General features: G+C 41.2%; 18 protein-coding genes and 1 pseudogene. 8 read left to right on the top strand and 11 right to left on the bottom strand.

What is annotated here, in order from left to right; all coding sequences use genetic code 11:
- Positions 1 to 8 precede the first annotated feature (8 nt).
- The 6 genes and pseudogenes from urtD to AC5YCD_RS04440 all read right to left on the bottom strand — a co-directional run bounded on the left by urtD (position 9) and on the right by AC5YCD_RS04440 (position 9752).
- The gene (gene urtD, locus AC5YCD_RS04465; RefSeq protein ID WP_496128876.1) at positions 9 to 824 is read right to left on the bottom strand and encodes an urea ABC transporter ATP-binding protein UrtD; all 816 of its coding nucleotides are present in this window, start codon (positions 822 to 824) and stop codon (positions 9 to 11) included.
- On the bottom strand, positions 824 to 1924 hold the full coding sequence (gene urtC / locus AC5YCD_RS04460) for an urea ABC transporter permease subunit UrtC (protein ID WP_496128996.1): 1101 nt from the start codon (positions 1922 to 1924) through the stop codon (positions 824 to 826). Before urtC ends, urtD begins: the two co-directional genes overlap by 1 nt.
- Before the next feature lie 35 nt (positions 1925 to 1959).
- A pseudogene (gene urtB / locus AC5YCD_RS04455) lies at positions 1960 to 3267 on the bottom strand (urea ABC transporter permease subunit UrtB); the annotation flags it as partial.
- 361 nt (positions 3268 to 3628) lie between these two features.
- Positions 3629 to 4858: an urea ABC transporter substrate-binding protein gene (urtA, locus tag AC5YCD_RS04450; protein ID WP_496128995.1), complete on the bottom strand. Its 1230-nt coding sequence runs from the start codon at positions 4856 to 4858 to the stop codon at positions 3629 to 3631.
- A 344-nt stretch (positions 4859 to 5202) separates the two neighbouring features.
- Positions 5203 to 7275 carry a bifunctional diguanylate cyclase/phosphodiesterase gene (locus AC5YCD_RS04445; RefSeq protein WP_496128994.1) on the bottom strand — a complete coding sequence of 691 codons (2073 nt, stop codon included), beginning with the start codon at positions 7273 to 7275 and terminating at the stop codon, positions 5203 to 5205.
- Between the two features lie 272 nt (positions 7276 to 7547).
- The gene (locus AC5YCD_RS04440; RefSeq protein ID WP_496128875.1) at positions 7548 to 9752 is read right to left on the bottom strand and encodes a carboxy terminal-processing peptidase; all 2205 of its coding nucleotides are present in this window, start codon (positions 9750 to 9752) and stop codon (positions 7548 to 7550) included.
- 177 nt (positions 9753 to 9929) lie between these two features.
- On the opposite strand from AC5YCD_RS04440, the gene nagZ reads away from it, so the two are divergent.
- The 5 genes from nagZ (at position 9930) to pta (ending at position 16533) form a co-directional block, all read left to right on the top strand.
- Positions 9930 to 10952 (top strand): beta-N-acetylhexosaminidase, encoded by a 1023-nt coding sequence (gene nagZ, locus AC5YCD_RS04435; protein ID WP_496128874.1) that lies wholly within the window; start codon positions 9930 to 9932, stop codon positions 10950 to 10952.
- A gap of 132 nt (positions 10953 to 11084) precedes the next feature.
- Positions 11085 to 12350 (top strand): glutamate-5-semialdehyde dehydrogenase, encoded by a 1266-nt coding sequence (locus AC5YCD_RS04430; protein ID WP_496128873.1) that lies wholly within the window; start codon positions 11085 to 11087, stop codon positions 12348 to 12350.
- Positions 12351 to 12455: 105 nt separating this feature from the next.
- Positions 12456 to 12875, top strand: coding sequence for a hypothetical protein (locus AC5YCD_RS04425; protein ID WP_496128872.1), 420 nt, complete (start codon positions 12456 to 12458; stop codon positions 12873 to 12875).
- 257 nt (positions 12876 to 13132) lie between these two features.
- Positions 13133 to 14344, top strand: coding sequence for an acetate/propionate family kinase (locus AC5YCD_RS04420; protein WP_496128871.1), 1212 nt, complete (start codon positions 13133 to 13135; stop codon positions 14342 to 14344).
- 44 nt (positions 14345 to 14388) lie between these two features.
- Positions 14389 to 16533, top strand: coding sequence for a phosphate acetyltransferase (gene pta, locus AC5YCD_RS04415; RefSeq protein WP_496128870.1), 2145 nt, complete (start codon positions 14389 to 14391; stop codon positions 16531 to 16533).
- Positions 16534 to 16602: 69 nt separating this feature from the next.
- Here pta and AC5YCD_RS04410 read toward each other — a convergent pair whose 3' ends face one another.
- Both AC5YCD_RS04410 and AC5YCD_RS04405 read right to left on the bottom strand, forming a co-directional pair.
- Positions 16603 to 18177, bottom strand: coding sequence for a hypothetical protein (locus tag AC5YCD_RS04410; protein ID WP_496128869.1), 1575 nt, complete (start codon positions 18175 to 18177; stop codon positions 16603 to 16605).
- A 95-nt stretch (positions 18178 to 18272) separates the two neighbouring features.
- On the bottom strand, positions 18273 to 18455 hold the full coding sequence (locus AC5YCD_RS04405; protein WP_496128868.1) for a hypothetical protein: 183 nt from the start codon (positions 18453 to 18455) through the stop codon (positions 18273 to 18275).
- A gap of 512 nt (positions 18456 to 18967) precedes the next feature.
- On the opposite strand from AC5YCD_RS04405, the gene AC5YCD_RS04400 reads away from it, so the two are divergent.
- The 3 genes from AC5YCD_RS04400 (at position 18968) to AC5YCD_RS04390 (ending at position 21472) form a co-directional block, all read left to right on the top strand.
- On the top strand, positions 18968 to 20494 hold the full coding sequence (locus AC5YCD_RS04400) for a fumarate hydratase (RefSeq protein WP_496128867.1): 1527 nt from the start codon (positions 18968 to 18970) through the stop codon (positions 20492 to 20494).
- A 115-nt stretch (positions 20495 to 20609) separates the two neighbouring features.
- Positions 20610 to 20975 (top strand): hypothetical protein, encoded by a 366-nt coding sequence (locus AC5YCD_RS04395; RefSeq protein WP_496128866.1) that lies wholly within the window; start codon positions 20610 to 20612, stop codon positions 20973 to 20975.
- 107 nt (positions 20976 to 21082) lie between these two features.
- On the top strand, positions 21083 to 21472 hold the full coding sequence (locus AC5YCD_RS04390) for a hypothetical protein (protein ID WP_496128865.1): 390 nt from the start codon (positions 21083 to 21085) through the stop codon (positions 21470 to 21472).
- Positions 21473 to 21511: 39 nt separating this feature from the next.
- Here AC5YCD_RS04390 and clpX read toward each other — a convergent pair whose 3' ends face one another.
- From clpX to tig, 3 genes are all read right to left on the bottom strand, one after another.
- On the bottom strand, positions 21512 to 22819 hold the full coding sequence (clpX, locus tag AC5YCD_RS04385; RefSeq protein ID WP_496128864.1) for an ATP-dependent protease ATP-binding subunit ClpX: 1308 nt from the start codon (positions 22817 to 22819) through the stop codon (positions 21512 to 21514).
- Between the two features lie 29 nt (positions 22820 to 22848).
- Positions 22849 to 23454 (bottom strand): ATP-dependent Clp endopeptidase proteolytic subunit ClpP, encoded by a 606-nt coding sequence (gene clpP, locus AC5YCD_RS04380; protein WP_122899998.1) that lies wholly within the window; start codon positions 23452 to 23454, stop codon positions 22849 to 22851.
- Positions 23455 to 23640: 186 nt separating this feature from the next.
- A complete protein-coding gene (gene tig / locus AC5YCD_RS04375; RefSeq protein WP_496128863.1) occupies positions 23641 to 24972 on the bottom strand; it encodes a trigger factor in 1332 nt (443 codons plus the stop codon).
- Between the last annotated feature and the right edge of the window lie 250 nt (positions 24973 to 25222).

Genomic DNA, 25222 nt, shown 5'->3' with positions numbered 1-25222 from the left:
ATCTCTCCTTAGCGGCCTAAATATTTTTCAATGACGTCTTCATTGGCTTGGACTTGGGCCAATGTACCTTCGGCTAAAATCGCGCCCTGAGCCAATACCGTGACTTTTTCACTAATGGTGTCAATAAAGCTCATATCGTGTTCCACTACAATTAAAGTGTGATTTTTCTTGAGCTCTAAACATAACTCTGCGGTACGCTCGGTTTCGGCGTCGGTCATCCCCGCCACAGGTTCATCGAGTAAAATGAGTTTGGGCTGCTGCATCAGCAACATCCCAATTTCTAACCATTGCTTTTGTCCATGTGACAATAAGCCTGCAGGTTTATTGACTAATTCTTGCAGACGAATTTGCCTGAGTGAGGCATCTAAAGCATCTTGTGCCTCACCGCTTAAACGGCTAAAAAAGCTCTTTTTGACGCGTTTATCTTTAGGTGCTGCCAACAGTAAATTTTCTAGTACGGTAAAATTTTCAAATACCGTAGGTTTTTGAAATTTGCGTCCAATACCAGCTTCAGCAATTTGTTCAGTGCTCATTTTGGCCAAATTGTAGTTTTGCCCAAAATAGGCACTGCCTTCGGTAGGACGAGTTTTTCCAGTAATCACATCCATTAAAGTGGTTTTACCGGCACCATTTGGGCCAATAATGCAGCGTAACTCACCTTCATTGATATACAGGGATAAATCATTTAAAGCGCGAAATGAGTCAAACCAAACACTGACCTTTTCTAAATATAGTGCGACACCATGAGTAAAATCAGCACCGTCGGTTTTAGGACGGTCGTAACCCTCGACAGCATGCCCACCATGGGGTTGTTGTACCAGCATTAGACATCTTCCTTATTCTTTTTAAAGCGATCGAGCAACCCAATCACGCCTTTAGGTAAAAATAGCGTCACTACAATAAATAATGCGCCTAAAATTAGCAGCCAAAATTCTGGTGCAGCCACGGTAAAGTAGGTTTTAACCCCGTTAATTAAACCTGCCCCCAAAATTGGACCAATTAACGTGCCGCGTCCACCCGCTGCTACCCAGACTGCCATTTCAATTGAGTTAACAGGGTTCATTTCGCTCGGGTTAATAATTCCTGCTTGTGGCACATATAAAGCTCCGGCAATTCCGGCAATCACAGCAGATAACACCCAAGCAGAAAGTTTGTACCAAAGTGTACGGTAACCTAAATATTGCAAACGGTTTTCACTGTCACGAATAGCACCCAATACACGGCCATAAGGCTGATTCATTAAATGGCGTAAACCTATAAAGCACAGCAATAACACCAATGCCGTTAAAAAACATAGGCTGGCACGCATGGGCGCCGAAGTAATATCCAAACCTAAAATGCTTTTAAAGCCAGTAAAACCGTTATTACCGCCAAAGCCAGTTTCATTTCTAAAAAACAATAAGGCTGCGGCAAAGGTCATGGCTTGAGTAATAATGGAAAAATACACGCCTTTGATTTTGGAACGAAAGGCAAAATAACCAAAAATAAAGGCCACTAAACCAGGTACCAACACCACCAAAGCCAAGGCCCAAGCAATGTATTCTGTGCCGACCCAATACCACGGTAACTCATTCCAACTTAAAAAGCGCATAAACTCTGGTAAATCATTGCCCGCTGATTCACGGGTTAAATACATGCCAAAAGCATAGCCACCCAAGGCAAAATATAAACCATGTCCTAAGCTTAAAATGCCGGCATACCCCCAAACTAAATCTAGCGCTAAAGCCACCAAAGCCAAACACATGATCTTGCCAATTAAAGTGACCCAGTAGGCTGATAAATAAAAACTAGAATCACTGGGTAATACATGTAGCCACGGCAATAATAGTAAAATCGTAAAACACACTGCAATTGCGGCTGCACTGATGGGTTGATTACCCAATAAACCATAGATACCGCGTGGTTTACGCTGTAAATCAATCATCGATTTGGAAGTTAAAATTTCTGTTTTCATTGTATTTACTCCACAAATCGACCTTTAATCGCAAACAAGCCTTGCGGACGTTTTTGAATAAATAAAATCACCAAGATCAACAGTAAAATTTTTGCCAGTACTGCGCCCATGCCAATTTCTAAGACAGTGCCACTAATGCCTAAACCTAATGCCGCTAAAACCGCACCTAACACCTGTCCTACACCACCAACCACCACCACAAGGAAAGCATCAATAATATAGGTTTGCCCTAAATCTGGGCCGACATTACCCACTTGTGCCAAGGCACAGCCTGCAAGGCCGGCTAGCCCCGAACCTAAACCAAAAGCCATCATGTCAATGCGACTAGAGCGAATACCTACCGCACGCGCCATTTGACGGTTTTGCGTCACTGCCCGGACAAATAAACCAAAACGGGTTTTATTGAGCAGATAAACCAAAATCAGCAGCACAGCGAGGGTAAAGACAATAATCGCAATGCGGTTATAAGGCAGCATCAGGCTAGGCGTTAAAGCAATGCCACCTGAGAGCCATGCAATATTCGACACTTCAACGTTTTGCGCGCCAAAGATCATACGTACCAATTGCATTAAAATTAAGCTCACGCCAAATGTTGCCAATAAAGTTTCTAATTGACGACCATATAAAGGACGAATCACCGTGCGCTCAATCAGCATACCAATCAAACAACTGACCAAAAATGCTGCAGGAATGGCCACCACTAAGTACCAATCTACATAGCTGCCTAAATAGCTTTTAAACAGGCTTTGCACCACATAGGTGGTATAGGCACCAATCATAATCAGCTCACCATGGGCCATATTAATCACGCCAAGCAAACCATAAGTGATAGCAAGACCAAGCGCAGCCAGCAGCAAAATACTGGCACTACTTAAGCCTGAGAAAATATGCCCCGTCCATTCGCTGGCTTGAATACGAGTTTGAATACTGCTTTTGGCTGCCGTTAACGCTGTAGCTAAATCAGGATGCAGATTTGGACTATTTAATTCTTGTTCAATGAGCGCCAATACATCAGGACGATTGGATTCTGCCAATACATTGACTGCTTGAACTTTGGTTAAAATATTATTTTGTTGTAAATCTAAGCGCGCTTTGAGCTGCGCTAAACGCGCTTTAACTTTATTATTTTGCTCATTTAAGTACAGCCCACTGATGTGCTGATGATCTAATTCAGCTAAGTTATTTTCTAAAATGTCTATCGCAGCGAGACGCTGTTGCGGGTCTGCGGATTTTAATTTGACTTGTGCTTGAGCAAAGCTTAAGGCCTTACGCAAGGTATTCACTAAGGTGACTTCAGAGAGATCGATTGGCCATGTCTTCACAACTTGACCGCTTTGATAGGCGATTAATGTACTGTCATCTTGTAAAATAAATGTTTGACCAGTACCGTCTGTATACAATTGATTTTGATTTAAGTATTCAACCAATTGATCTAATTGATCAACACTGCCCGGCCATTGATTAAGTAAAGCACGGCGCTGACCAAAATCACTTTGCACAAACTGTGCAATCGGATCACGCTGTTGAATCTGGAGCGTTGCTTCGGCTCGTGCTTGAGTTAAACTTAAACTAGAAAAAATTAAAAAAAAGGCAAAAAAATATCGTATCAGCATAACTATCCCCAAAAATGATGGATCACAAGCCCATAGCCATGCTATGGGCTAAACGCTTAAATTATTTAGGGATATAGGGGCTCCATGGCTCAGCTTGAATGGTATTTGGGGTTTTATAGACCACATCAAATTGACCATCGGCACGAATCTCACCAATCATGACTGGTTTATGTAAATGGTGATTGGTTTCATCCATTTTTAAGTTATAGCCCGATGGCGCAGCAAAGGTTTGACCTTTCATGGCTTCGCGGACTTGATCGACATCGGTTGTGCCCGCTTTTTCCACTGCTTGCTTCCACATATGGATGCCTACATAGGTTGCTTCCATTGGATCATTGGTCACCACTTTATCGGCATTTGGTAATTTATATTCCACTGCAAACTGTTTGTATTTATTAGTAAACTCCTGATTACTTGAATTTTTAACCGACATAAAATAGTTCCATGCCGCCAAATGACCCACCAGTGGTTTGGTATCAATACCGCGTAATTCTTCTTCACCTACCGAAAAGGCCATCACTGGAATATCAGCGGCTTTAATGCCCTGATTTCCTAATTCACGATAAAACGGGACATTGGAATCCCCATTAATAGTGGAGATCACTGCCGTCTTTTTACCCGCAGAGAATTTTTTGATATTACTAACAATCGTTTGGTAATTGCTGTGTCCAAATGGGGTGTATTCTTCCATGATGTCGGCATCCGCGACGCCTTTGGATTTTAAGAAAGCACGTAAGATTTTATTGGTGGTACGTGGATAAACATAATCAGTGCCTAATAAGACAAAACGCTCAGCCTTGCCACCCTCTTCACTCATCAAATACTCAACAGCTGGAATGGCTTGTTGATTAGGTGCCGCGCCAGTATAAAAAATATTTTTAGACTGCTCTTGGCCTTCGTATTGCACCGGATAAAATAATAAGGCGTTTAACTCTTCAACCACCGGCAACACCGATTTACGCGATACCGATGTCCAAGCACCAAAAATCACCGCGACTTTATCTTGAGTGACCAATTGCCGCGCACGCTCCGCAAACAAAGGCCAATCTGAGGCTGGATCTACAATTACAGGTTCAAGCTTTTTGCCCAGCACCCCACCATTGGCGTTAATTTCATTAATGGTCATTAACGCCGTGTCTTTCAGCGATGTTTCTGAAATTGCCATCGTGCCTGACAAAGAATGTAAGATGCCCACTTTAATGCTGTCGTTACTACTGGCTTGCACAGGTGTTTTATTGTCAGCTGCAGGTGCAGCGTTATTTTCTGATTTAGAGCAACCTGTCATAAACATTGCAGCAGCGACTGCGGCTGCAAGTAGTGATTTTGATGCTGTCGTGTTATGCCACATAATGAAACCCCATGAATAGATATTTGTTTTTTCTGGGGGTATCAATTCAATTTCTGTGCCAAAGGCTTTATCGTAACAATGAAATTTCAAATGAAAATAAACAAATAATTGAAATATATTAACTTATTACAAAAATTTAACCATCTGGTTAAATTAAATGAGTAAGGTAGGCAACCTAATCTGTTCTAAGACCAACACGTCTGGGGCCAAGTAAAGCGAACAAAAAAAGGGCATTTAAGCTTAAATTGCTGTCAATAATGTGCTCTTTTTTTATGCATTCTTAGCGTTTATGAACGAAGAGTGGGCAATGCCATGCTTTCAAGCTGCTCAATCGGCATAGGACGCGCCAGTAAATACCCTTGTAATTGCTGACAACCCAAACGACTTAAAATATCAGCCTGTTCTTGATGTTCAACACCTTCTACCGTGACCAATAAACCTAATTTTTTCGCCAGCTGAATAATACTTTCCACAATCATTTCATCTTTAGAGTTTTCTTTTAAATCTAAAATAAAACCACGATCGATTTTCAGCTCATTGACGGGTAAGTTTTTGAGATACAAGAAACTAGAATGCCCCGTGCCGAAATCATCAATTGACAGTTGAATGCCCATGGCACGCAAGCGTTTAAAGCTTTGAATACTGGTTTCAATATGATGCATGGCTGTCGATTCGGTCACCTCCAACATCAAATGCTTTGGATTGACAGGATATTGGCTAAACAGTTGTTCTAAGGTCGAAAATAGATTTTTATGTTCAAATTGCACTGCAGATAAATTCACTGCAATGGGGAAGTAATTGCGCCCTTGTTGCTCCCAAACTTGGATTTGTTTGAGCGCTTCTTCAATCACCCAATAGCCCATTTGAATAATTAAGCCAGTCTGTTCAGCGCCGCGGATAAACATATGCGGGCCAAGCAAGCCTAAATGTGGATGCTGCCAACGAATTAACGCCTCAACCCCACAAATACTTTGATCTTTACAATTAAATTTAGGCTGATAAAACAAGGTAAACTGTTGTTCTTCCACTGCTTTATATAAATCGTTAATCAGTTTACTTTGACTCTTAATATCTTGCTGCTCAAGACTGTAATTATAAATTGAATAGGTATTACGGCCTTGAAACTTAGAGGTCAGCATGGCTGCATCGGCATTCATTAATAAATCTTGTAAATTTTGCCCATGCTCAGGATAAATCGCGATGCCAATACTGGCCGAAACATTGATTTCCTTCCACGCAATTAAAAATCGCTCTTGTATCGCCAGCAGAATGTGTTCAGCCAGTTTAATCGTATGTTCAATGTTGGCGCGTTCAATAATCAGTAAAAATTCATCGCCGCCAATGCGCAGCAACTTTTCATTTTCCGACAAATTACGATGAATACGCGCAGTCATCTGTACCAGCAATTGATCACCTACATGATGCCCAAAGCCATCGTTGACCGTTTTAAATTGGTCTAAATCAATATATAAAAAAGCTAATTTATGATGATGATACTGATGATAGCTAAATAGACTTTTCGCATATTCATTTAAAAAAGAACGGTTTGGTAGCTGGGTTAAACTATCTAGTAAAGCCTGATTAGCCAATTGCTGATTGAGCTTAAACAGTTGCAGGCTACGTTCTTCAAGCCGCTGATCCATAATCGCCACAGCGAATGCTGCTAGCAAAATTAAGCTGGTCACAAAGATCACACTAAATAGCAAAATGCCCTGTTCAGAGGCCAGCAAACTTTGAAAAACGCGATGACTGACAGGGAACCATTGCACCGCTGCCATGCCCGAATAATGCATACCAATAATAGAAATTGCTAACATCAAGGCAATTAAAAAACGAAAGATCGCTTGATGACGTACTTTTTGCTTGTATTTAAATGACAGCCAAAAGGTCAGGCCTGTACCGCTAATAGCAATTAAAAATGAAAGCAGCACCAACAGCAAATTGTAATAGGCTTTATGCCCTTCGACCACCACCCCAAGCATACCGACATAGTGCATCCCTGTGATGGCGATGCCCATTAAAAATGAGCCGAGTACCAAACGAACCAGTGATAATTTTTCTCGCGTATTCAGCCAAATGGCAAGGGTAGAAGCAAAAAATGCAATGACATATGAAGCGATGGTGAATAAATAATCGATCGTATACGGCGCAGGAAAATTACAGGCAAGCATACCCATAAAATGCATACACCAAATGGCTGCACCTAAGATTGCACCGCTCACGAGCAAAACAATTTTTTGTAGCTCTTTACGTAAGCCTTTAAAAAGCAACTGTTCAATTGAAATGGCAAAATAACACACCACTAAAGCCACAATCGCTGAGCCTGTCACCAGACTTAGGTTGTAATGGACATGTACCATCATTTATTTCCATAGGCTTGATTTGTCTAGGCTGCAGTCAAAACACTGCACGAAAAACTTCCCCAAATGTAGACGCATACTACAAGTTTTTTGTTAGACAAATAAGTGCGTCAAGAATCTAACACTTCGGCATTGAGGTCAAGTAGCAAGCGATTATTGAGGGCACGGATTTGCCGCTTTTTTAGGCATTATTAGAGTTTTTACTCCAATTTATTGCTTAAAATCAAAAAAAGCCGAGCAAACTCGACTTTTTTAGAATACGTAATTAAAGATTAGTTTTTAGCAGGTGTTTTTTTCTGCAATGCAGCATAGTCCAACAGTACATGTGCTGACTCAATTACAAAGACCTCTTCTTCAGGCAGAGCTGGACGCTGTGCAACTTTCATTTTGGCACGTGCTTCTGCTAAAGCTTCAATTGAGGCTTGATAACTCTCCCAATTGCTATAAGGTTTTTGCCCTGTAGCACTACGGCGAGCATTCTCAGCCGCCAGTGTTTTTTGCTCTAAATCAAGCAGTTCAGCACGGCGTTGATCTAAATCGAGCACCACACGTTTTTTCTCTTCAGCTTTTTTGGCCAAAGCTTTACGCTGCTCTAGATATTTAAACTGTGGATCAAGGTTCACACGTACTTGTGAGCTTTTCGCCAGCTGTGCAACATAAGGCTGCACCGACCCTTCACGTTTAAATGGCGCAGTGGCAATGGTATCCCACTCAAGTGCATTTTTGGCCTTACGTTCACCAAACTCTTCATTGTAAATATCAACTAATTTAATGTCTGGAATCACGCCTTTATTTTGGGTACTTCCCCCAGTAATACGGTAGAACTTACGCTGGGTAAGCGTGGCTTGACCATAGGCCAAACTATCCAGTTGGACTTGTGCCGTACCTTTACCTGTGGTTGGACTACCAATCACAATACCACGTTCATAATCTTGAATCGCAGCTGAGTAAATTTCACTGGCCGATGCTGAAGCTAAGTTAATCATCACCGCAAGTGGACCTGCATAGGTTTGTCGCCCGCCATCATTGTCTTCAAAGACACTGACATTGCCATTGCCATCACGGATTTGTACCACCGGACCCGATTTAATCACTTGCCCTAGCATACGTGCTACTTCTTCGAGTGAACCACCGGGGTTATTACGTAAGTCAATAATAATACCGGCCACGTTTTGAGCCGCCAGTGCCTTTAAAGCATTGTTGGTATCTTCAGAAACTGAGCGATATTGATCACCGGCACGGCGCGCACGATAGTTTAAGTAAAATGATGGAATCTCAATGACGCCAAAAGTATGTTGCTTGCCATCACGGCTAATTTGTACCGTACGACTACGTACCCCTGCATCTTCCTCTTGAATCACATCACGGGTTAAAGTCACCACACGTGCTTGACTTAAAGAAGCCCCTGGCCCTAATAAACGTAAATTGACTTTGGTACCACGTTTACCACGAATTAAGCCCACGACTTCTTTACTTGGCCAACCAATCACATCAATAATTTTTTCGCCTTCTTGGCCAACCCCAATAATCCGATCACCCGATTTGACCTGACCTGATTTACTCGCAGGTCCACCTTCTACAATGGTTTCAATCTTGGTGTAATCTTCGTTACTACGATCTGGACGGATCGAGACCCCAATCCCCTCTAACTGTAAAGAGGTTTGACGATTTAGCTCAATGGCATCTAGCGGTGGGAAATAGTTACTATGTGGATCATAAGTCAAGGTCATGGCATTGAGGGCTTTATCTAACACATCATCGCTTTTGAGACGACTGACCCGCTCTAACTGACGAGTATAACGCTTGGTTAAGGTCTGCTCTGGGCTTAAATCTTCAGGGCCAGACAGATCTTGTCCATTGGCTAAACTTGGATTTTCTTTTAAAGCCTTTTGTTTGGCTTGTTCTTCTTCACGGCTTAAAGTTAAGTTAATCAGCTGAGAGACCAACATTTTACGCCAGTAAGCTTGTTGCTCAGCTTTGCTGTTAAAGAACGGCGCTTTTTCACGGTCGGTATCAATAAACACGCCTTTTTGTTTTAAGTTTTGCGGTTTTTTGAGTTCTGCCAACATAAACTGATAAAACTCAGTTAAACGTTCGCGATACAGCGCATGAATTTCGTAAGGCCCGCTTAAATCACCTGCTTTCAAAGCAGCGCCTAAATTGGCCGCATATTTTTGCTTATATGCTGCCACTTCATCTTTTAAAAATAAGGAGTGATCGGCATCTAAGCTGTCGATATAAAAGTCAAAAATACGCTTAGACGTATCCGCATCTAAGCGCTGGTTTAAATAATGTTGACGATCGACCAATGTTGCCAATTGACGCGTCACTAAAGCTTGTTCTTGGGTAGGCTGAATTTGGTTTGCCGCTTGGCTCACACTCGTTTCATTGGCTGCAAGCGCTTCACTGACCACATGAGTGAAGAAGAATCCACCAGTTGCAACGGCAACTGCACACGCGATGGTTTGAAGTTTCATAATTTATAAAGTTTTCCTTCTTTTGGATCAGGCATGACTGCAAACGAATGCAACATATGCTACGAGATTCAATCTGTGTTTATCGTGTAGTTTTATCATAATCTGTGCTGACAAACTGTAGCAAATCATTGCACAATGCAGTTCTATTTATTTGAAAATTCTAACACGGACATCGCTATGATCGGCGCCTTGATGCTTGATATTGCAGGCACAACATTAAATACAGAAGATATTGAACTGTTACAACACCCACAAGTGGGTGGCATGATTTTATTTGGACGCAATATTGAATCACCAGCCCAAGTACGTGCTTTGACTGATCATATGCGCCAAATTCGTCCTGATATTTTAATTGCCGTCGATCAAGAAGGCGGTCGCGTGCAACGTCTTAAAAGTGGTTTTACTTTATTACCTGCCATGGGTCGTTTTGGCGAACTGTATCAAACCGAGCCAGAGCGCGCTTTAAGCTTATGTGAAGAGTGTGGCTGGCTGATGGCGACTGAAGTCTTGGCTGTTGGTATCGACTTTAGCTTTGCGCCAGTCTTAGACATTAACGACATTAGTGATGTGATTGGTGATCGTGCCTTTGCCAAGAATCCACAAGATATTATTGCCCTTGCCAAAGCCTTTTTAAGCGGAATGCGCCGTGCAGGCATGGCCAGCACAGGTAAACACTTCCCCGGTCACGGCTCAGTCAAAGCCGATTCTCATGTCGCTGCCGCGATTGATGAACGTAGTTTTGCCGAAATTGAAGCACACGATATGCAAACTTTTGTGCAGTTACAAGATCAACTCGATGCATTAATGCCTGCACATGTAATTTATCCAAAAGTCGATGCTAATCCAGCTGGTTTTTCAGAATTTTGGTTACAACGTATCTTGCGTGAAAAGCTGCAATTTGATGGGGTACTGTTCTCAGATGACTTAAGCATGCAAGCGGCATGTGTGGCTGGCGGTGCTGATGCGCGTATTCAAGCGGCACTCAAAGCCGGTTGTGACATGGGCTTAGTCTGTAATGACCGTGCTGCACAATTGCTTGCATTACAAGGGATTGAACACTTAGCCCTGCCAAACCAAGCGCGTTTAGAACGTATGCGTGGTGATATTCCAAAGCTTAGTATTGATACAGAACTCGATTTAGGTACAACATGGCGTGAAGTACATGATCGCATCACGACCTTTAAAAACGCAGCAGTGTAATCTTAAAAGGAATAGCTATGCTATTCCTTTTTTTATAAGTAAATGTATCGCAATAATTTTTCACGAAATACTTCAATCTCAATCCCTAGACCTGCTACTATCAATGGGTATTTTTTAACTGATCAAACCGCTATGCAAGATTCTATTGAACATTATATGCAAACGGTAGGACAACAAGCACGCCAAGCATCACGCATGTTAGCGAGTGCGTCTACCCAAAGCAAAAACGCTGCGTTATCTGCAATTTATACGGCTCTCAAAAACAATGAAGCCGCAATTTTAGCAGCCAACCACATTGATATGACCAAAGCGCATAACAATAACTTAGATAGCGCGCTACTTGATCGTTTAGAACTTACCCCCGCACGCTTTGACGGTATGTTGCAGGGTTTAAAAGATGTCATTAGCTTAACCGACCCCATTGGCGAAATTACCGATTTAGCCTTCCGCCCTTCAGGCATTCAACTTGGTAAAATGCGCGTACCTTTAGGTGTTGTGGGCATGATCTATGAGTCACGTCCCAACGTGACCCTAGAAGCTGCATCTTTAGCGTTAAAATCAGGTAACGCCATTATTTTACGCGGTGGTTCAGAAGCACTTGAATCCAACCAAGCCATTGCCAGTGCGGTACAACACGGCTTAAAAGCAGCAGGTCTACCTGAACATGCGGTACAGGTGATTAACACCACTGACCGTGCTGCGGTCGGTCAGCTTATTACCATGAATGAATATGTCGATGTGATCGTGCCACGTGGTGGTAAGGGCTTAATCGAACGTATTACTGAAGAAGCCCGTATTCCAGTTATCAAACATTTAGATGGTAATTGCCATGTATTTGTAGAAGCACAAGCCGATTTACAAAAAGCCCTGCCGATTGCTTTAAATGCCAAAACCCATCGTTATGGCGTATGCAATGCCATGGAAAGTTTATTGGTCGATGAAAAAGTTGCCGAAGAATTCTTGCCACGGATTGCCGAACTCTATGCCGAGAAACAAGTTGAACTCCGCGGTTGCCCGATCACACGTCGTATTTTAGGTGACAGCGTTATTGCTGCAACAGAAGAAGATTGGTATGAAGAATATCTTGGGCCAATTTTAGCGGTAAAAGTGGTATCAGGTATGGATGAAGCGATTGAGCATATTAATCAATATGGCTCACATCATACCGATTCAATTATTACGGAAAACTTTAGCCTTGCACGTCAATTCTTAGCGCGTGTTGATTCAAGCTCAGTGATGATTAACGCATCAACACGTTTTGCCGATGGTTTTGAATATGGTTTAGGTGCTGAAATTGGTATTTCAACCGATAAAATTCATGCCCGTGGCCCAGTGGGTCTTGAAGGTTTAACATCACAAAAATGGGTGGTGTTTGGTGACGGACAAATTCGTCAGTAATCCATCTTTAAGAAAAAGCCCGCAATTGCGGGCTTTTTTACTTCTGTTCAACAGTCATAACTTCACTTTCATGGCATAACCATAAAAAAGTACAGGATCAGCAGCATGTTTTACAGTTTAGTGATTGTGACCTTTGTATTGGCGCTTGGTTTGTCTTATAGCATCATGCGACTCTTTAAAAGTTCAATTGAATCCATCTTAGCGCGCATTATCCAAGACCCTATTTACACAGCATGGGGTAAATACACCTTCTTTGCGGGTCTTGTGGTGGGTACATCCTCAGGAATTCGTATCTATGATATGGAAAAATATATTACACCTATGCATTACGATGTTGATCAAAAACAAGCCACCATCATCAGTTTGACGCAAGAAAGATGGGTACTAGAAATTTATCGTACCATTGTCGAGACCTTACAAGGTTTAGCATGGATGATGTTGGTATTTTTTATGGTCACGCTATTGGCTTATGTTTTGATTAGACGTAATGAAGCGGCTAAAAATGAAAATTTAGCAAAAAAATGACGCATTCTGTCTATTTTACATACAAAATACGCCTAAGGGCTGTATCTTCATTTCCTGAGAAAATGAAAACTTTTAACTAATAAATATTAATTATGATTAAGCATGGCGTCGATAAGCCTTAAGTCTAATCACCTAAAGTCTATCTATGAGTCTAAAAACAAGCGTGATACAACTAGCAACATGATCAAGAAATCAGCATTTTTGATCATGAGGATGACAACAAGCTAATACTAAAATCGCAAGTCAAGGAATACGCCATGCCTAACTCAATTCTTATTATCAATTGCGGATCTTCTTCCATTAAATTTGCTTTATTGCTTAAAGATCAAAATTTCCGAATTCATGGCCTTGCTGAAAACTTAGGTACGCCTGAAGCGCGTATTAAAGGTGTGACTTTAGGGAATGAACCTGTTGACATCAAAATTCCAAATGCTGACCATAAAGAAGCCTTAGAAGTGGGTTTATCGCGTCTTGCTAATCATAAACCAGATGCCATTGGTCACCGTATTGTTCACGGTGGCACACTCACTCAAGCTGAACTAATTACCGATGACATCATCGACAAAATTCGTCAAGCAACACCACTTGCGCCATTACACAATCCTGCGCATTTAGTTGGGATTGAAGCGACCAAACGTTTATTCCCAGATTTACCACAAGTAGCGGTATTTGATACCGCTTTCCACCAAACCATGCCAGCACATGCCTATCGCTATGCGGTTCCTAAATTCTTATACACCGAACATAACGTGCGTCGTTATGGCTTCCATGGTACCAGCCATGCCTATGTATCAGATCGCGGTTCAGAACTGGCAGGTAGTTTTAAACAAGGTGGTTGGTTAACAGCACATTTAGGCAATGGTAGCTCAACCTGTGCAATTTGGAACGGTCAATCAGTAGATACCTCTATGGGCTTAACCCCACTTGAAGGTTTAGTCATGGGTACACGTAGTGGTGATGTAGACCCAAGTTTACACCGTTTCTTAGAAGCCAACTTAGGTTGGGATATCTATAAAATTGACAAAATGCTCAATAGCCAATCAGGCTTATTAGGTTTGTCTAATTTATCCAATGACATGCGTACACTGATTGAAGCTTCTGAGCAAGGCAATGAAGATGCCACTTTAGCCATTGAAGTGTTCTGCTACCGCCTCGCTAAATCTTTAGCTGCTTTAAGCTGTGGTTTACCACGCGTCGATGGGCTGTTCTTTACGGGTGGGATTGGTGAAAACTCAGCTTATATCCGCGAAAAAACTTTAGGCTACCTACCACACTTTGGTTTTAACTTAAGCGTAGATGCCAACAACAACTTAAAACGTGGTACTGAAGGTCGTATTGATGCGGGTACAGGCCCACAAATTTGGGTAGTACCAACCGATGAAGAGGGTCGCATTGCCAAAGAAACTGAGCATGTTGTTACTGAGTTGACCACAACAAAAAAGATTGAACAAGATGCAGTAGTGGCTTAAGCCCTACTCCATCTGGCCATCACTTAAAATTGATAGATATAAAGATGAAAACGATTTTACTGGTTCCAACCGCAGAAGGCGTAGGCTTAACCTCAGCCTGTTTAGGTCTTGTTTATGCTTTAGAATGCCAAGGCATTAAAGCAGGATTTTTAAAAGCCTTTTCACAAGATGCCAATGCCTCAAACGACAGCAGCACCGCGCTTTATCGTCATATTAGCCAAAGCGAGACTGTAGAACCGATTTCTTATGCAGCGCTTACCTCGCGTTTAGCCTCAGGTCAAACTGATGAGCTGCTTGAAGATGCGGTACGTTTACAGCGTGAAATCAGCAAAAAACATGACATCATTATTGCTGAAGGTCTTGTGCCTAATGGGCGTGATAGTTTTGCCAGTCAGCTCAATGCACAATTGGCCCAAGCTTTAGATGCCAAAGTTGTGATTGTCTCCAATGCAGACTTAAACGATGCCAAACATACTGCTGATCAAGTACAAAGTCAGTTACGTCATTTTGCTTTAGATCGTGCCGCTGGCGTACTGTTTATGCGTACTAAAGGTTTAAATGATGCGCATATTCCTGTGACTTTAGATCCAAGCTTACGCTTAGTGGCTGAAACTGCTCATTTTGCCCAAGCCCTACAACGCAGTCACGCGCATATTGGCAACAAAACGCTACCGATTATTGGTTTGGTGCCTTTTAGCAACACTTTAAGCGTGCCGCGTATTTCTGATTTAGCCCAGCATATTCAAGCCACTTGGCTCAATCAAGGCGAAGTACAGCGCCGCGTGCTAAATAGCAGTCTGATTAGCGGCAATATTGGCAATGAGCTACAAAAATTTGTCGCAGGTGAGCTGATCATTAGCGCGGCAGACCGTGTCGATGCCCTACTTGCTGCCCAATTGGCCAATCAAAACGGTACACCTTTAGCAGGCGTAGTCTTAACAGAACAACAAGCACCAAGCACCGCGATCTTAAACTTCTGCCAAAGCCATAAATCAGACTTAGCTATTTTGCACACAGATTTAACTGCCTTTGAAACTGTACAAAAAATCCGTAGTTTCTGTAATGAAATTCCACAAGATGATACGAGTCGTGCCGAGCAAGTGACACATTTTGTCGGCAGTCATTTAGATCCAGAATGGATTAACCAGTTAGTCAGTAATACGCAAAAACCGCGTTTGTCTCCATCGGCTTTCCGTCATGAATTGGTGCAAAAATCCATTCATGCCAAAAAACGTATTGTGCTGCCTGAAGGCGATGAGCCACGTACCATCGAAGCCGCTGCTATTTGTCAAGCACGTGGCATTGCCCAATGTGTATTACTGGCTAAACCTGAAGCTGTTGCTGAAGTGGCCAAAGCCCGCGGTGTTGAATTGCCTGTCGGTTTAGAAATTATCGACCCAGATACAATTCGTGCAGACTATGTCGAGCCAATGGTGAGCTTACGTAAAGGCAAACTCGATGCTTTGCAGGCTGATGAGCAACTACAAGATACTGTGGTACTGGGCACCATGATGCTCGCGCTCAATCATGTGGATGGTTTAGTTTCAGGCGCGGTACATACCACTGCTAATACGGTTCGCCCTGCCTTTCAACTGATTAAAACAGCACCTGATTATTCATTGGTATCATCCGTGTTCTTTATGCTGCTGCCAGATGAAGTGTATGTCTATGGCGACTGTGCAATTAATCCAGATCCAAATGCCGAACAATTGGCAGAAATCGCAATTCAATCAGCAGATTCAGCCAAAGCCTTTGGTATTGACCCGCGTATTGCCATGATTTCCTATTCTACAGGTACTTCAGGCGCAGGGGCCGATGTAGAGAAAGTGGCAGAAGCGACCCGTATTGCCAAAGAGCGTCGTCCTGATTTACTTATTGATGGCCCATTACAATATGACGCAGCTTCTGTTGAAAGCGTAGGTCGTTCTAAAGCACCAAATTCAGATGTTGCGGGTCGTGCTAATGTGTTTATTTTCCCAGACTTAAACACTGGTAATACCACCTATAAAGCAGTACAACGCTCTGCCAATGTGGTGAGTGTTGGTCCAATGCTGCAAGGTTTAAATAAACCAGTAAATGATTTATCGCGTGGTGCCTTGGTCGATGATATTGTGTTTACCATTGCACTAACTGCCATTCAAGCCGAACAACAAGCCGCTGCCACAGTTGATGCTTTAGCTGCGGTTTAATCAAAGCTTCGGCTTTACCCTGTTCTCCGCGCAACCATCCTATATTCGTATAGGATGGTTTTTTTTAGTTTAGTTCAATTTTTTACATTCGTAGCTTGGAATATAGTACCAAGTAATCGACCAATCAAAACCTCGGCTCAGTAAACTAGAAATTGAGATTTTACCTTTGGTATTCCGACCAATGATTTTTTCATCACCACTATTTTTCCAAGATCCACCAGTACCATCTGTCCAGTTTGATTTCAATTCGAAGCCCAAAAGAATGTATTCATCAAACATATCTTTTAAACGAAATTCAAAATTATCTTGAGTATAAGACGCAAAAGAACTGCTCGACTTTTTATTTTCTACTAATACATCTGTTGTAATACCAGCATCTCTGGCTAAGCGAATCGCTTCTGCACCATAAATAATACGACAACTTTCACCTTTACCTACTTCTTTCCAAGCCTCTTTACCTGTAGGTAGACTCTCCTTTAAAGCCAGAATTTTTGCCAATACTGCTTTTTTCTGCTCTAACTCAGCTTTTTGCTTATCTTCTAATTGTTTTTGTGCAAGCTGCTGGGCTTTTTGTTCAATTACATTTTTTAATTCATCTTCATGTGCACTAATCAAGGCGGCACGAATCGGTGCAACAAGTTCGAGTTGGCTATTGAGCTTATCGTTATAAATTTCCAATGAAATTGTTCGACGTAAGATTAAATTAATATTGTTATTTAACTCCCGTTGCGTATTGCTAATCACCTTATTAATTAATTTCAGTTGATCTTTTTCAGACTTCGCTATACTCAATTGTAACAAATTAATAATGGTTGCCTTTAATGCACTCAGCTTAATGTTGAGATCGCGAATTTCATCGACAAGGTGTAGATCAATCTCAGGCATCGCAACTTTTGGATTTAACATGCTGTAATGTTTAAGTTCAGCTTGTGCGTATAGTGGGCTTAGGCTAGATAAAAAACCACTAATATTTTTTGTTGGATCTGTTAAATCAAAATCTTTTAAATCGCCAACTCCCTCACAAATAATATTTACTTTAACTTTTTGCTTACTTTCCTTTTCACTGGTTTTTGCTTCTATATTTAAGCTACCACCTGCCCCTGAAAATTTGCTTTCTAAATTTAAGCCTATAGCAGCTTCTAAAGCTGAATCTTTATCTTCATGCTCAATGGTATAAATAAAATAAGCTGTCGCTGAGTAGTTATGACCATGAATGTAGTAATCGCCATAGCTTTCAGTGAAATTAGGATCTAACAGGGTTTCTGAGTTAAATTTTTCGCCTTTTAAACGTTCAGGTTGCGGCCAAACCTTATGAATTTTTACAATCGCACTTACGGTATTCTTTTTTACAGATACCTTTTTCGCCACAGAGGCTTCTGCACCTACAGAAACACCATAAACATTGGCTTGAGCAGAGATTTCAGCACTAAAAAAATCTTCTAGTTCTTCAATACTACTTACATAGTCATAATCAATCGTAAGTTTCGCAGGTAAATCAGCACGCCACTCTACTCTCTCAATTAAATTTTCATAACCTTCACACAGTGCAGATGCAGCTTGATCTTGCTTTAAAATATCATAGCCATTCCCCAATTCAAATTCTGGTAACCAAGGAATAAATTGTACTTTTTTAAATGTCGTCATCGTTTTATTTCATCAAGTCATAAAATCTCAGATTATTAGCAAATAACTTAATCAAAACAACAATTATCTATCGTAGCGTGTACTTCATCGTTAAATTAGTAACTCGGTGGCATACACTGCTCAAGCGGTGCACAAGGATGAATAGGCGTTGGATGCGGTTGCTCTTTTATCGTAGGTTTTGGCGCTACTGCTTGTTCTTTGGTTTGGTCTTGAGTTTGCTCGGCATAGCTTGGGTTAAGCCACAATATGAAGATAAAAATAGAGATTATTTTACGCATAGCATCACCTTTAAAAATGAGGTGTTCAATAGCAGCATAACGCGAAATAGAGACAGAAAACGAGAACTAAACAGAAAAGATTGTGACGATTTTTATTATTATCAAATTAAAAAAAGAAGATAAAGCTTAAGCTTGATCTTCTTTTTGACCGTACATCCACGTTGCTGCGATATAAACACTAAAACCAACAACCATAAGAATACTTGTAACTGTCATGAAAGAAACACCTTAACTTGAATGGCTGCCATTATCCAAAAGTTTTATGACAGTTATATGACAATGAAACACAAACCCAAATTTAATCTAAGTTAATATAATTCAAATACTTACTATAAATTTCAGATTTTACTTTATATTTTTATGACATTTTTTTGAACTTAATATGACATTTTTTTTGTAATTTCATCTCTATAGGGCTAGCTATTAAACTTTCGCCCAAAACACCCACAGCAGCAATTTTTTGTCTTATAATTTAGCCCGCTAGCTAACAGCCCGCTCAAGAGATATTTGATATGACAACTATTATCAAGCAAGATGACTTGATCACATCGGTTAAAGATGCGCTTCAGTTTATTTCTTACTACCATCCACAAGACTTCATCCAAGCGATGAGCCGTGCGTATGACCGTGAAGAAAACAAAGCTGCTAAAGATGCAATTGCACAAATCTTAATTAACTCTCGTATGTGTGCAGAAGGCCACCGCCCAATCTGCCAAGATACTGGTATCGTCAACGTATTCGTTGAAGTGGGTATGGATGTTAAATTTGATTTAACCATGAGCCTAGACGATGCGATTAACGAAGGTGTACGCCAAGGTTACTTAGAAAACTCAAACGTTCTTCGTGCATCTGTTCTTGCTGATCCTGCTTTTGGTCGTAAAAATACCAAAGATAATACCCCTGCTGTGATCTACCACAAACTTGTTCCAGGTAACAAAGTAGATATCACTGTTGCAGCAAAAGGTGGCGGTTCAGAAAACAAATCTAAACTTGCGATGCTAAACCCATCTGACTCAATAGTAGATTGGGTACTCAAAACTGTACCAACCATGGGTGCAGGCTGGTGTCCACCAGGTATGCTCGGTATCGGGATCGGTGGTACTGCTGAAAAAGCCATGATGCTTGCCAAAGAAGCACTCATGGAAGAGATCAACATGGACGAACTTCTTCGTCGTGGTCCACAGTCTAAACTTGAAGAACTTCGTATCGAACTCTTCGAAAAAGTAAACGCACTGGGTATTGGTGCGCAAGGTCTTGGTGGTTTAACCACAGTTCTAGACATCAAAATCAAAGATTATCCATGTCACGCTGCGGGCAAACCAGTGGGTATGATTCCAAACTGTGCTGCAACACGTCATGCACACTTCACGCTTGATGGTACTGGTGTTGCCAACATCATCGCGCCTAAACTTGAAGACTACCCAGAAGTAACTTGGGATTCTTCAACATCTAAGCGTGTTGACTTAGACAACATCACCCAAGAAGAAATGAACGCTTGGAAACCAGGTGATACATTACTGCTTAACGGTACAATCTATACAGGTCGTGACGCTGCACACAAACGTATGGTTGACATGCTCAACAATGGTGAAGAACTGCCAGTTGATCTGAAAGGCAAGTTCATCTACTACGTAGGTCCTGTTGATCCTGTAGGCGACGAAGTTGTAGGTCCTGCAGGTCCAACGACTGCAACACGTATGGATAAGTTCACCCGTCAAGTCTTAGAAGCAACCGGCATGTTCGGTATGATCGGTAAAGCGGATCGTGGTCCTGCTGCGGTTGAAGCGATCAAAGACAATAAAGCGACTTACCTCATGGCTGTAGGTGGTGCGGCATACTTAGTATCGAAAGCAATCCGTGAAGCGGAAGTGGTTGCCTTTGCTGATCTTGGTATGGAAGCAATCTACAAGTTTGTAGTGAAAGACATGCCTGTTTCTGTGGCAGTTGACGTAAATGGTACTTCTGTACATGCCACTGCACCAAAAATCTGGCAAGCAAAAATTGGTAAGATTCCAGTGGTTGATGCTGCTGCGCAATAATTGACTGTAAAAAAAGCGCCTAAAGAGGCGCTTTTTTTTACTTAAATATAACCATCCATGTTGAGATTTCGTCATACACTCATCCTAACGCTTTAAGGATTGAGGCGCTTCAACCATGGCAAAATTAATCATTGCTTTGCTTATATTACCGATAAGCTGTTGTGTGTGGGCAAAAGAATACATTTTGGAAATTCACAACCAAACCCAGCAAGATTTGCATTATATTTATGTTAGTAATGTACAAGATCAAACTTGGGAAGAGGATTTACTCGATGAAAATGAATTTTTAGAACATGATGGACAGCTCAGCCTCACTCTCACCGATTACGATAGCCCCTACTTTGATATTCGCGCTATTGATGCACAAGGAGATTTTTACTATCGCTATCGAGTAAATGCACAAACAGACCGAGTTTATTTTAAAGCGCAAGATCGCATTATAAATTCATCTCTCCCTAAAATTATTCCCAATTCAAAATAAAAGTCTGGCTAGTTAAGCACTGTGCCTTTTATCTGATAAAAATAGAATTGGATTTTTTTTAACCATAAAATAGATTACTCATGGATCGGATCAAAAGGCGCAGTAAGATGTCTAAAATTATCATTTTACTCTGTACATTGTTGTATACCCTACCCACGCTTGCCGCAGATTTAATGCTGCGAATTCATAACCAGACCTTGTTAAATCTTCAGGCAATTTATGTCAGTGCAAGTAATAGTGGAACATGGCAAGACAATTTACTTTCCGAAAATCAAGTCATTAAACCCAATACTACTCTCACCTTAACTTTAAAAAACTACACCACACCTTTTGTTGATGTACGCGCCATTGATGAAAGCAACGCTTTTTTATACAAATATAATGTTAATGCTCGCAGCGAAAATGTTGAATTTTCAGTTGAAGATAAGGTCAAAAATAATAGTCGAGATGTCATGCAAAACAAAGCTCTAGAAAAATTGATGAACCAGCCTAAATAAAAAAACGTGCCCATTGGCACGTTTTTTTAAACTTTAAAATTAGGCGGTTTTATTGACTAATTTTAAGTCCGTTTTTGCTTCATCAGCAGTTTCAGTTGTGGCTTGGCGCTCAGCTTTAAACTCAGGCTTACTGCCCTCGTTAATCACTGCAGCATTTACGACAACTGTGCCTACATCAGTTTGACTCGGTAAGTCATACATGGTTTCAAGGAGTACATTTTCTAAAATTGAACGTAAACCACGTGCACCCGTATTACGGTCTAAGGCTTTTTTGGCTACCGCACGCAAAGCTGACTCTTCAAAAACTAAGTCTACATCTTCCATCTCAAATAAATATTTATATTGACGGGTTAATGCATTTTTAGGCTCTGTCAGAATTTGCAATAATGCATCTTCATCTAGCTCTTCTAAGGTTGCAATAACAGGCAAACGACCGATAAATTCTGGAATTAAGCCAAATTTAACCAAGTCGGTTGCTTCAACTTGACGGAACAAGTCAGAAAGTTTTTTGGTTTCATCCTTTTTACGCACTTCTGCAGTAAAACCAATGCCACCTTTTTCCTGACGTTGTTGCACAATTTTTTCAAGACCAGAGAAGGCACCACCGCAAATAAATAAGATATTTGAGGTATCGACCTGAATAAACTCTTGCTGTGGATGTTTACGACCACCTTGTGGTGGAATTGAGGCAACCGTACCTTCAATCATTTTTAACAATGCTTGTTGCACGCCTTCGCCAGACACATCACGCGTAATCGATGGATTTTCTGATTTACGAGTGATCTTGTCGATTTCGTCGATATAGATAATGCCTTTTTGGGCTTTTTCGACATCGTAATCAGCTTTTTGTAATAGCTTTTGCACGATGTTTTCAACGTCTTCACCCACATAACCTGCTTCGGTTAATGTAGTGGCATCCGCCATCGCAAACGGCACATCCAGTAAACGTGCAAGGGTTTGCGCCAATAAAGTTTTACCCGAACCTGTAGGACCTACAAGCAGAATGTTACTTTTTGCGATTTCCACTGCATCATCTTTTTTCTGACCGTTATGGGTCACTTTTAAGCGTTTGTAGTGGTTATATACCGCAACCGACAAGGTTTTCTTGGCAACATCTTGACCAATCACATATTGATCAAGCGCAGCGCGAATTTCATGTGGTTTTGGTAATGGTTTGCTTGCCCAATCACCAGCGTCAACTTGTTGGCTGGTTTGTACGAGGTCTAAGCATACGTCCACACATTCATTACAGATGTACGCGTCCTCGCCTGCAATCAGTTTCCCGACTTCAGACTGCGTTTTACCGCAAAATGAACAATGCTTTTGTCCTTGAGGATGTTCGGACATATTCACTCCAATATCTAAAAGGGAAGAACTTATGGACGTTTGCTTAACACTTCGTCCACTAAGCCGTATTCTTTCGCTTGCTGAGCAGTCATAAAGTTATCACGATCAGTATCACGCGCTACTTTCTCGTAATCTTGACCACTGTGTTCAGCCATTAAACGGTTTAGGCGTTCTTTAATAAATAAAATTTCGCGTGCATGGATTTCGATATCCGAAGCTTGACCACGGAAACCACCCAAAGGTTGGTGAATCATGACACGCGCGTTTTCTAAGCAGTAACGTTTACCTTTCGCACCAGCATTAAGTAAAAATGCGCCCATTGAGGCTGCTTGACCCATACAATAAGTCACAACGTCAGGTTTAATAAACTGCATGGTATCGTAAATTGCCATACCAGCTGTCACTGAACCACCCGGAGAGTTGATATACAAATGAATATCTTTATCTGGGTTTTCAGCTTCTAAAAACAACATTTGCGCCACAATTAAGTTGGCCATGTTGTCTTCTACTTGTCCTGTTAAGAAAATAACCCGCTCACGCAATAAACGTGAATAAATATCAAAAGAACGTTCACCACGCGATGACTGTTCTACCACCATTGGGACTAAGGCGTTATCAATAGTTGGAACGTACATAAGTTTAATTATTCCTAAAATTTTTTGTTACTGCACTCATAGTCACAATATGAGGGATAATTCATTAAATTGCAAAAGATTCACAAATAAATCATTACTGTTTTTTGCATAAGTTTTGTGAAGATGACAAAACCACAAATTGCAAAAAAAAAGGCGCTATGAGCGCCTTTTTTACAAGCTTAAAACTTAGCCTTGTTGACGAGCTTGTTGCTCTTTCAATAAGTCTTCGTAGCTTACAGTTGTTTCAGTTACTTTAGCAGCAGCTAAAATGAAATCTACAACTTGGTCTTCTAAAACAACAGCTTCGATTTGCGCACGTTGTTGTTTGTCATTGTTGAAGTATTCGATCACTTCGTTTGGATCTTCGTAAGAAGATGCCATGTCAGCGATATAAGCATCTACACGAGCAGCATCAACTTCTAATTTAGAGTCCGCTAATACTTTGCTCACTAATACGCCAAGTTTAACCGCTTTTTCAGCTTGCTCTTTGAACAATTCATCAGGAAGCATGCTTGAATCAAATGCTTTCGCACCTTGAGCACCAAACTGCTGAGTAAACTGTTGGATCATTTGTTGACGTTGACGGTCAATTTCTTGCGTTAACATTGCTTCTGGAACTTCGATTTCGTTCGCAGCTACAAGTGCATCAAAAGTTGCGCCTTTTACTTGGTTACGAAGACCGTTAGTCACTTCGCGTTCCATGTTTTTACGTACGTCAGCTTTAAGTTTTTCAACGCCTTCCTCTTCAGAAACGCCAAATACTTTTAAGAATTCAGCATCGATTTCTGGAAGTTTTTGTTTTTCAACTTGTTTCACAGTGATTTTGAACTGTGCAGCTTTACCTGCAAGGTTAGCAGCTTGGTAATCTTCTGGGAAAGTAACTTCGATTACTTTCTCTTCGCCTTTCTTCATACCGATGATGCCATCTTCGAAGCCAGGGATCATACGACCTGAACCTAATACAAGTTTAAAGTCTTCAGCAGAACCGCCTTCGAACTTCTCGCCATCAATTGAACCTTCAAAGTCGAAAGTCACTTGCATGTCTTTTTTCGCCATGCCTTTCGTGTCAGCCCAACCTGCGCGTTGCTTTTGTAGGTTTTCGATCATTTGATCAACGTCTTTGTCGTTTACAGTTGCAGCTTTACGCTCAACTTCTAAACCTTCAAACTTAACGTCAACTTCTGGATAAACTTCAACAGTCGCTTCGTATACAAGCGCGTCGTCTTTCATCTCAGTTTTTTCAATGTTTGGCATACCAACAGCATTGATTTTTTCTTGTTGGATTGCTTCGAAAACTGTTTCACGAATGATGTCGTTCACAACTTCTTGGTAGATACCCGCGCCATATTCACGACGTACAACGTTTACAGGCACTTTACCTTGACGGAAGCCGTTGATCTTTACAGTTTTGGCAGTGCGTTTCAAGCGAGCTTCAAACTGCTCGTTAATACGGCTCGTCGGTACAGATACATTTAAACGACGGGCAACGCCCGAAACCGCTTCAGAAGTTACTTGCATGGCTTCCTCGATATTTTAGTGAAAGGGTTTAAAAAAAAATGTGCCACATTATATGCCAACATTTCAATATATACAAAACCGCATTTTTTCAGGGGCAATTTTTCTATTTAATTGAGGCGGATTCTTAATTTTCAAGGCCATTTTGCTGCGATGAACCCTTATTTTTTGTACTATTTTGATTGCAAATGATAAATATTATCACTAATATCTTGGTTAATTTTGAGCAACTGCTCTAGAACGCACTCAATAG

Source organism: Acinetobacter sp. CY05 (genome assembly GCF_059515805.1).
Note: the sequence above shows the minus strand (reverse complement) of the source record. Positions and strands in the feature narration are given on the sequence as shown.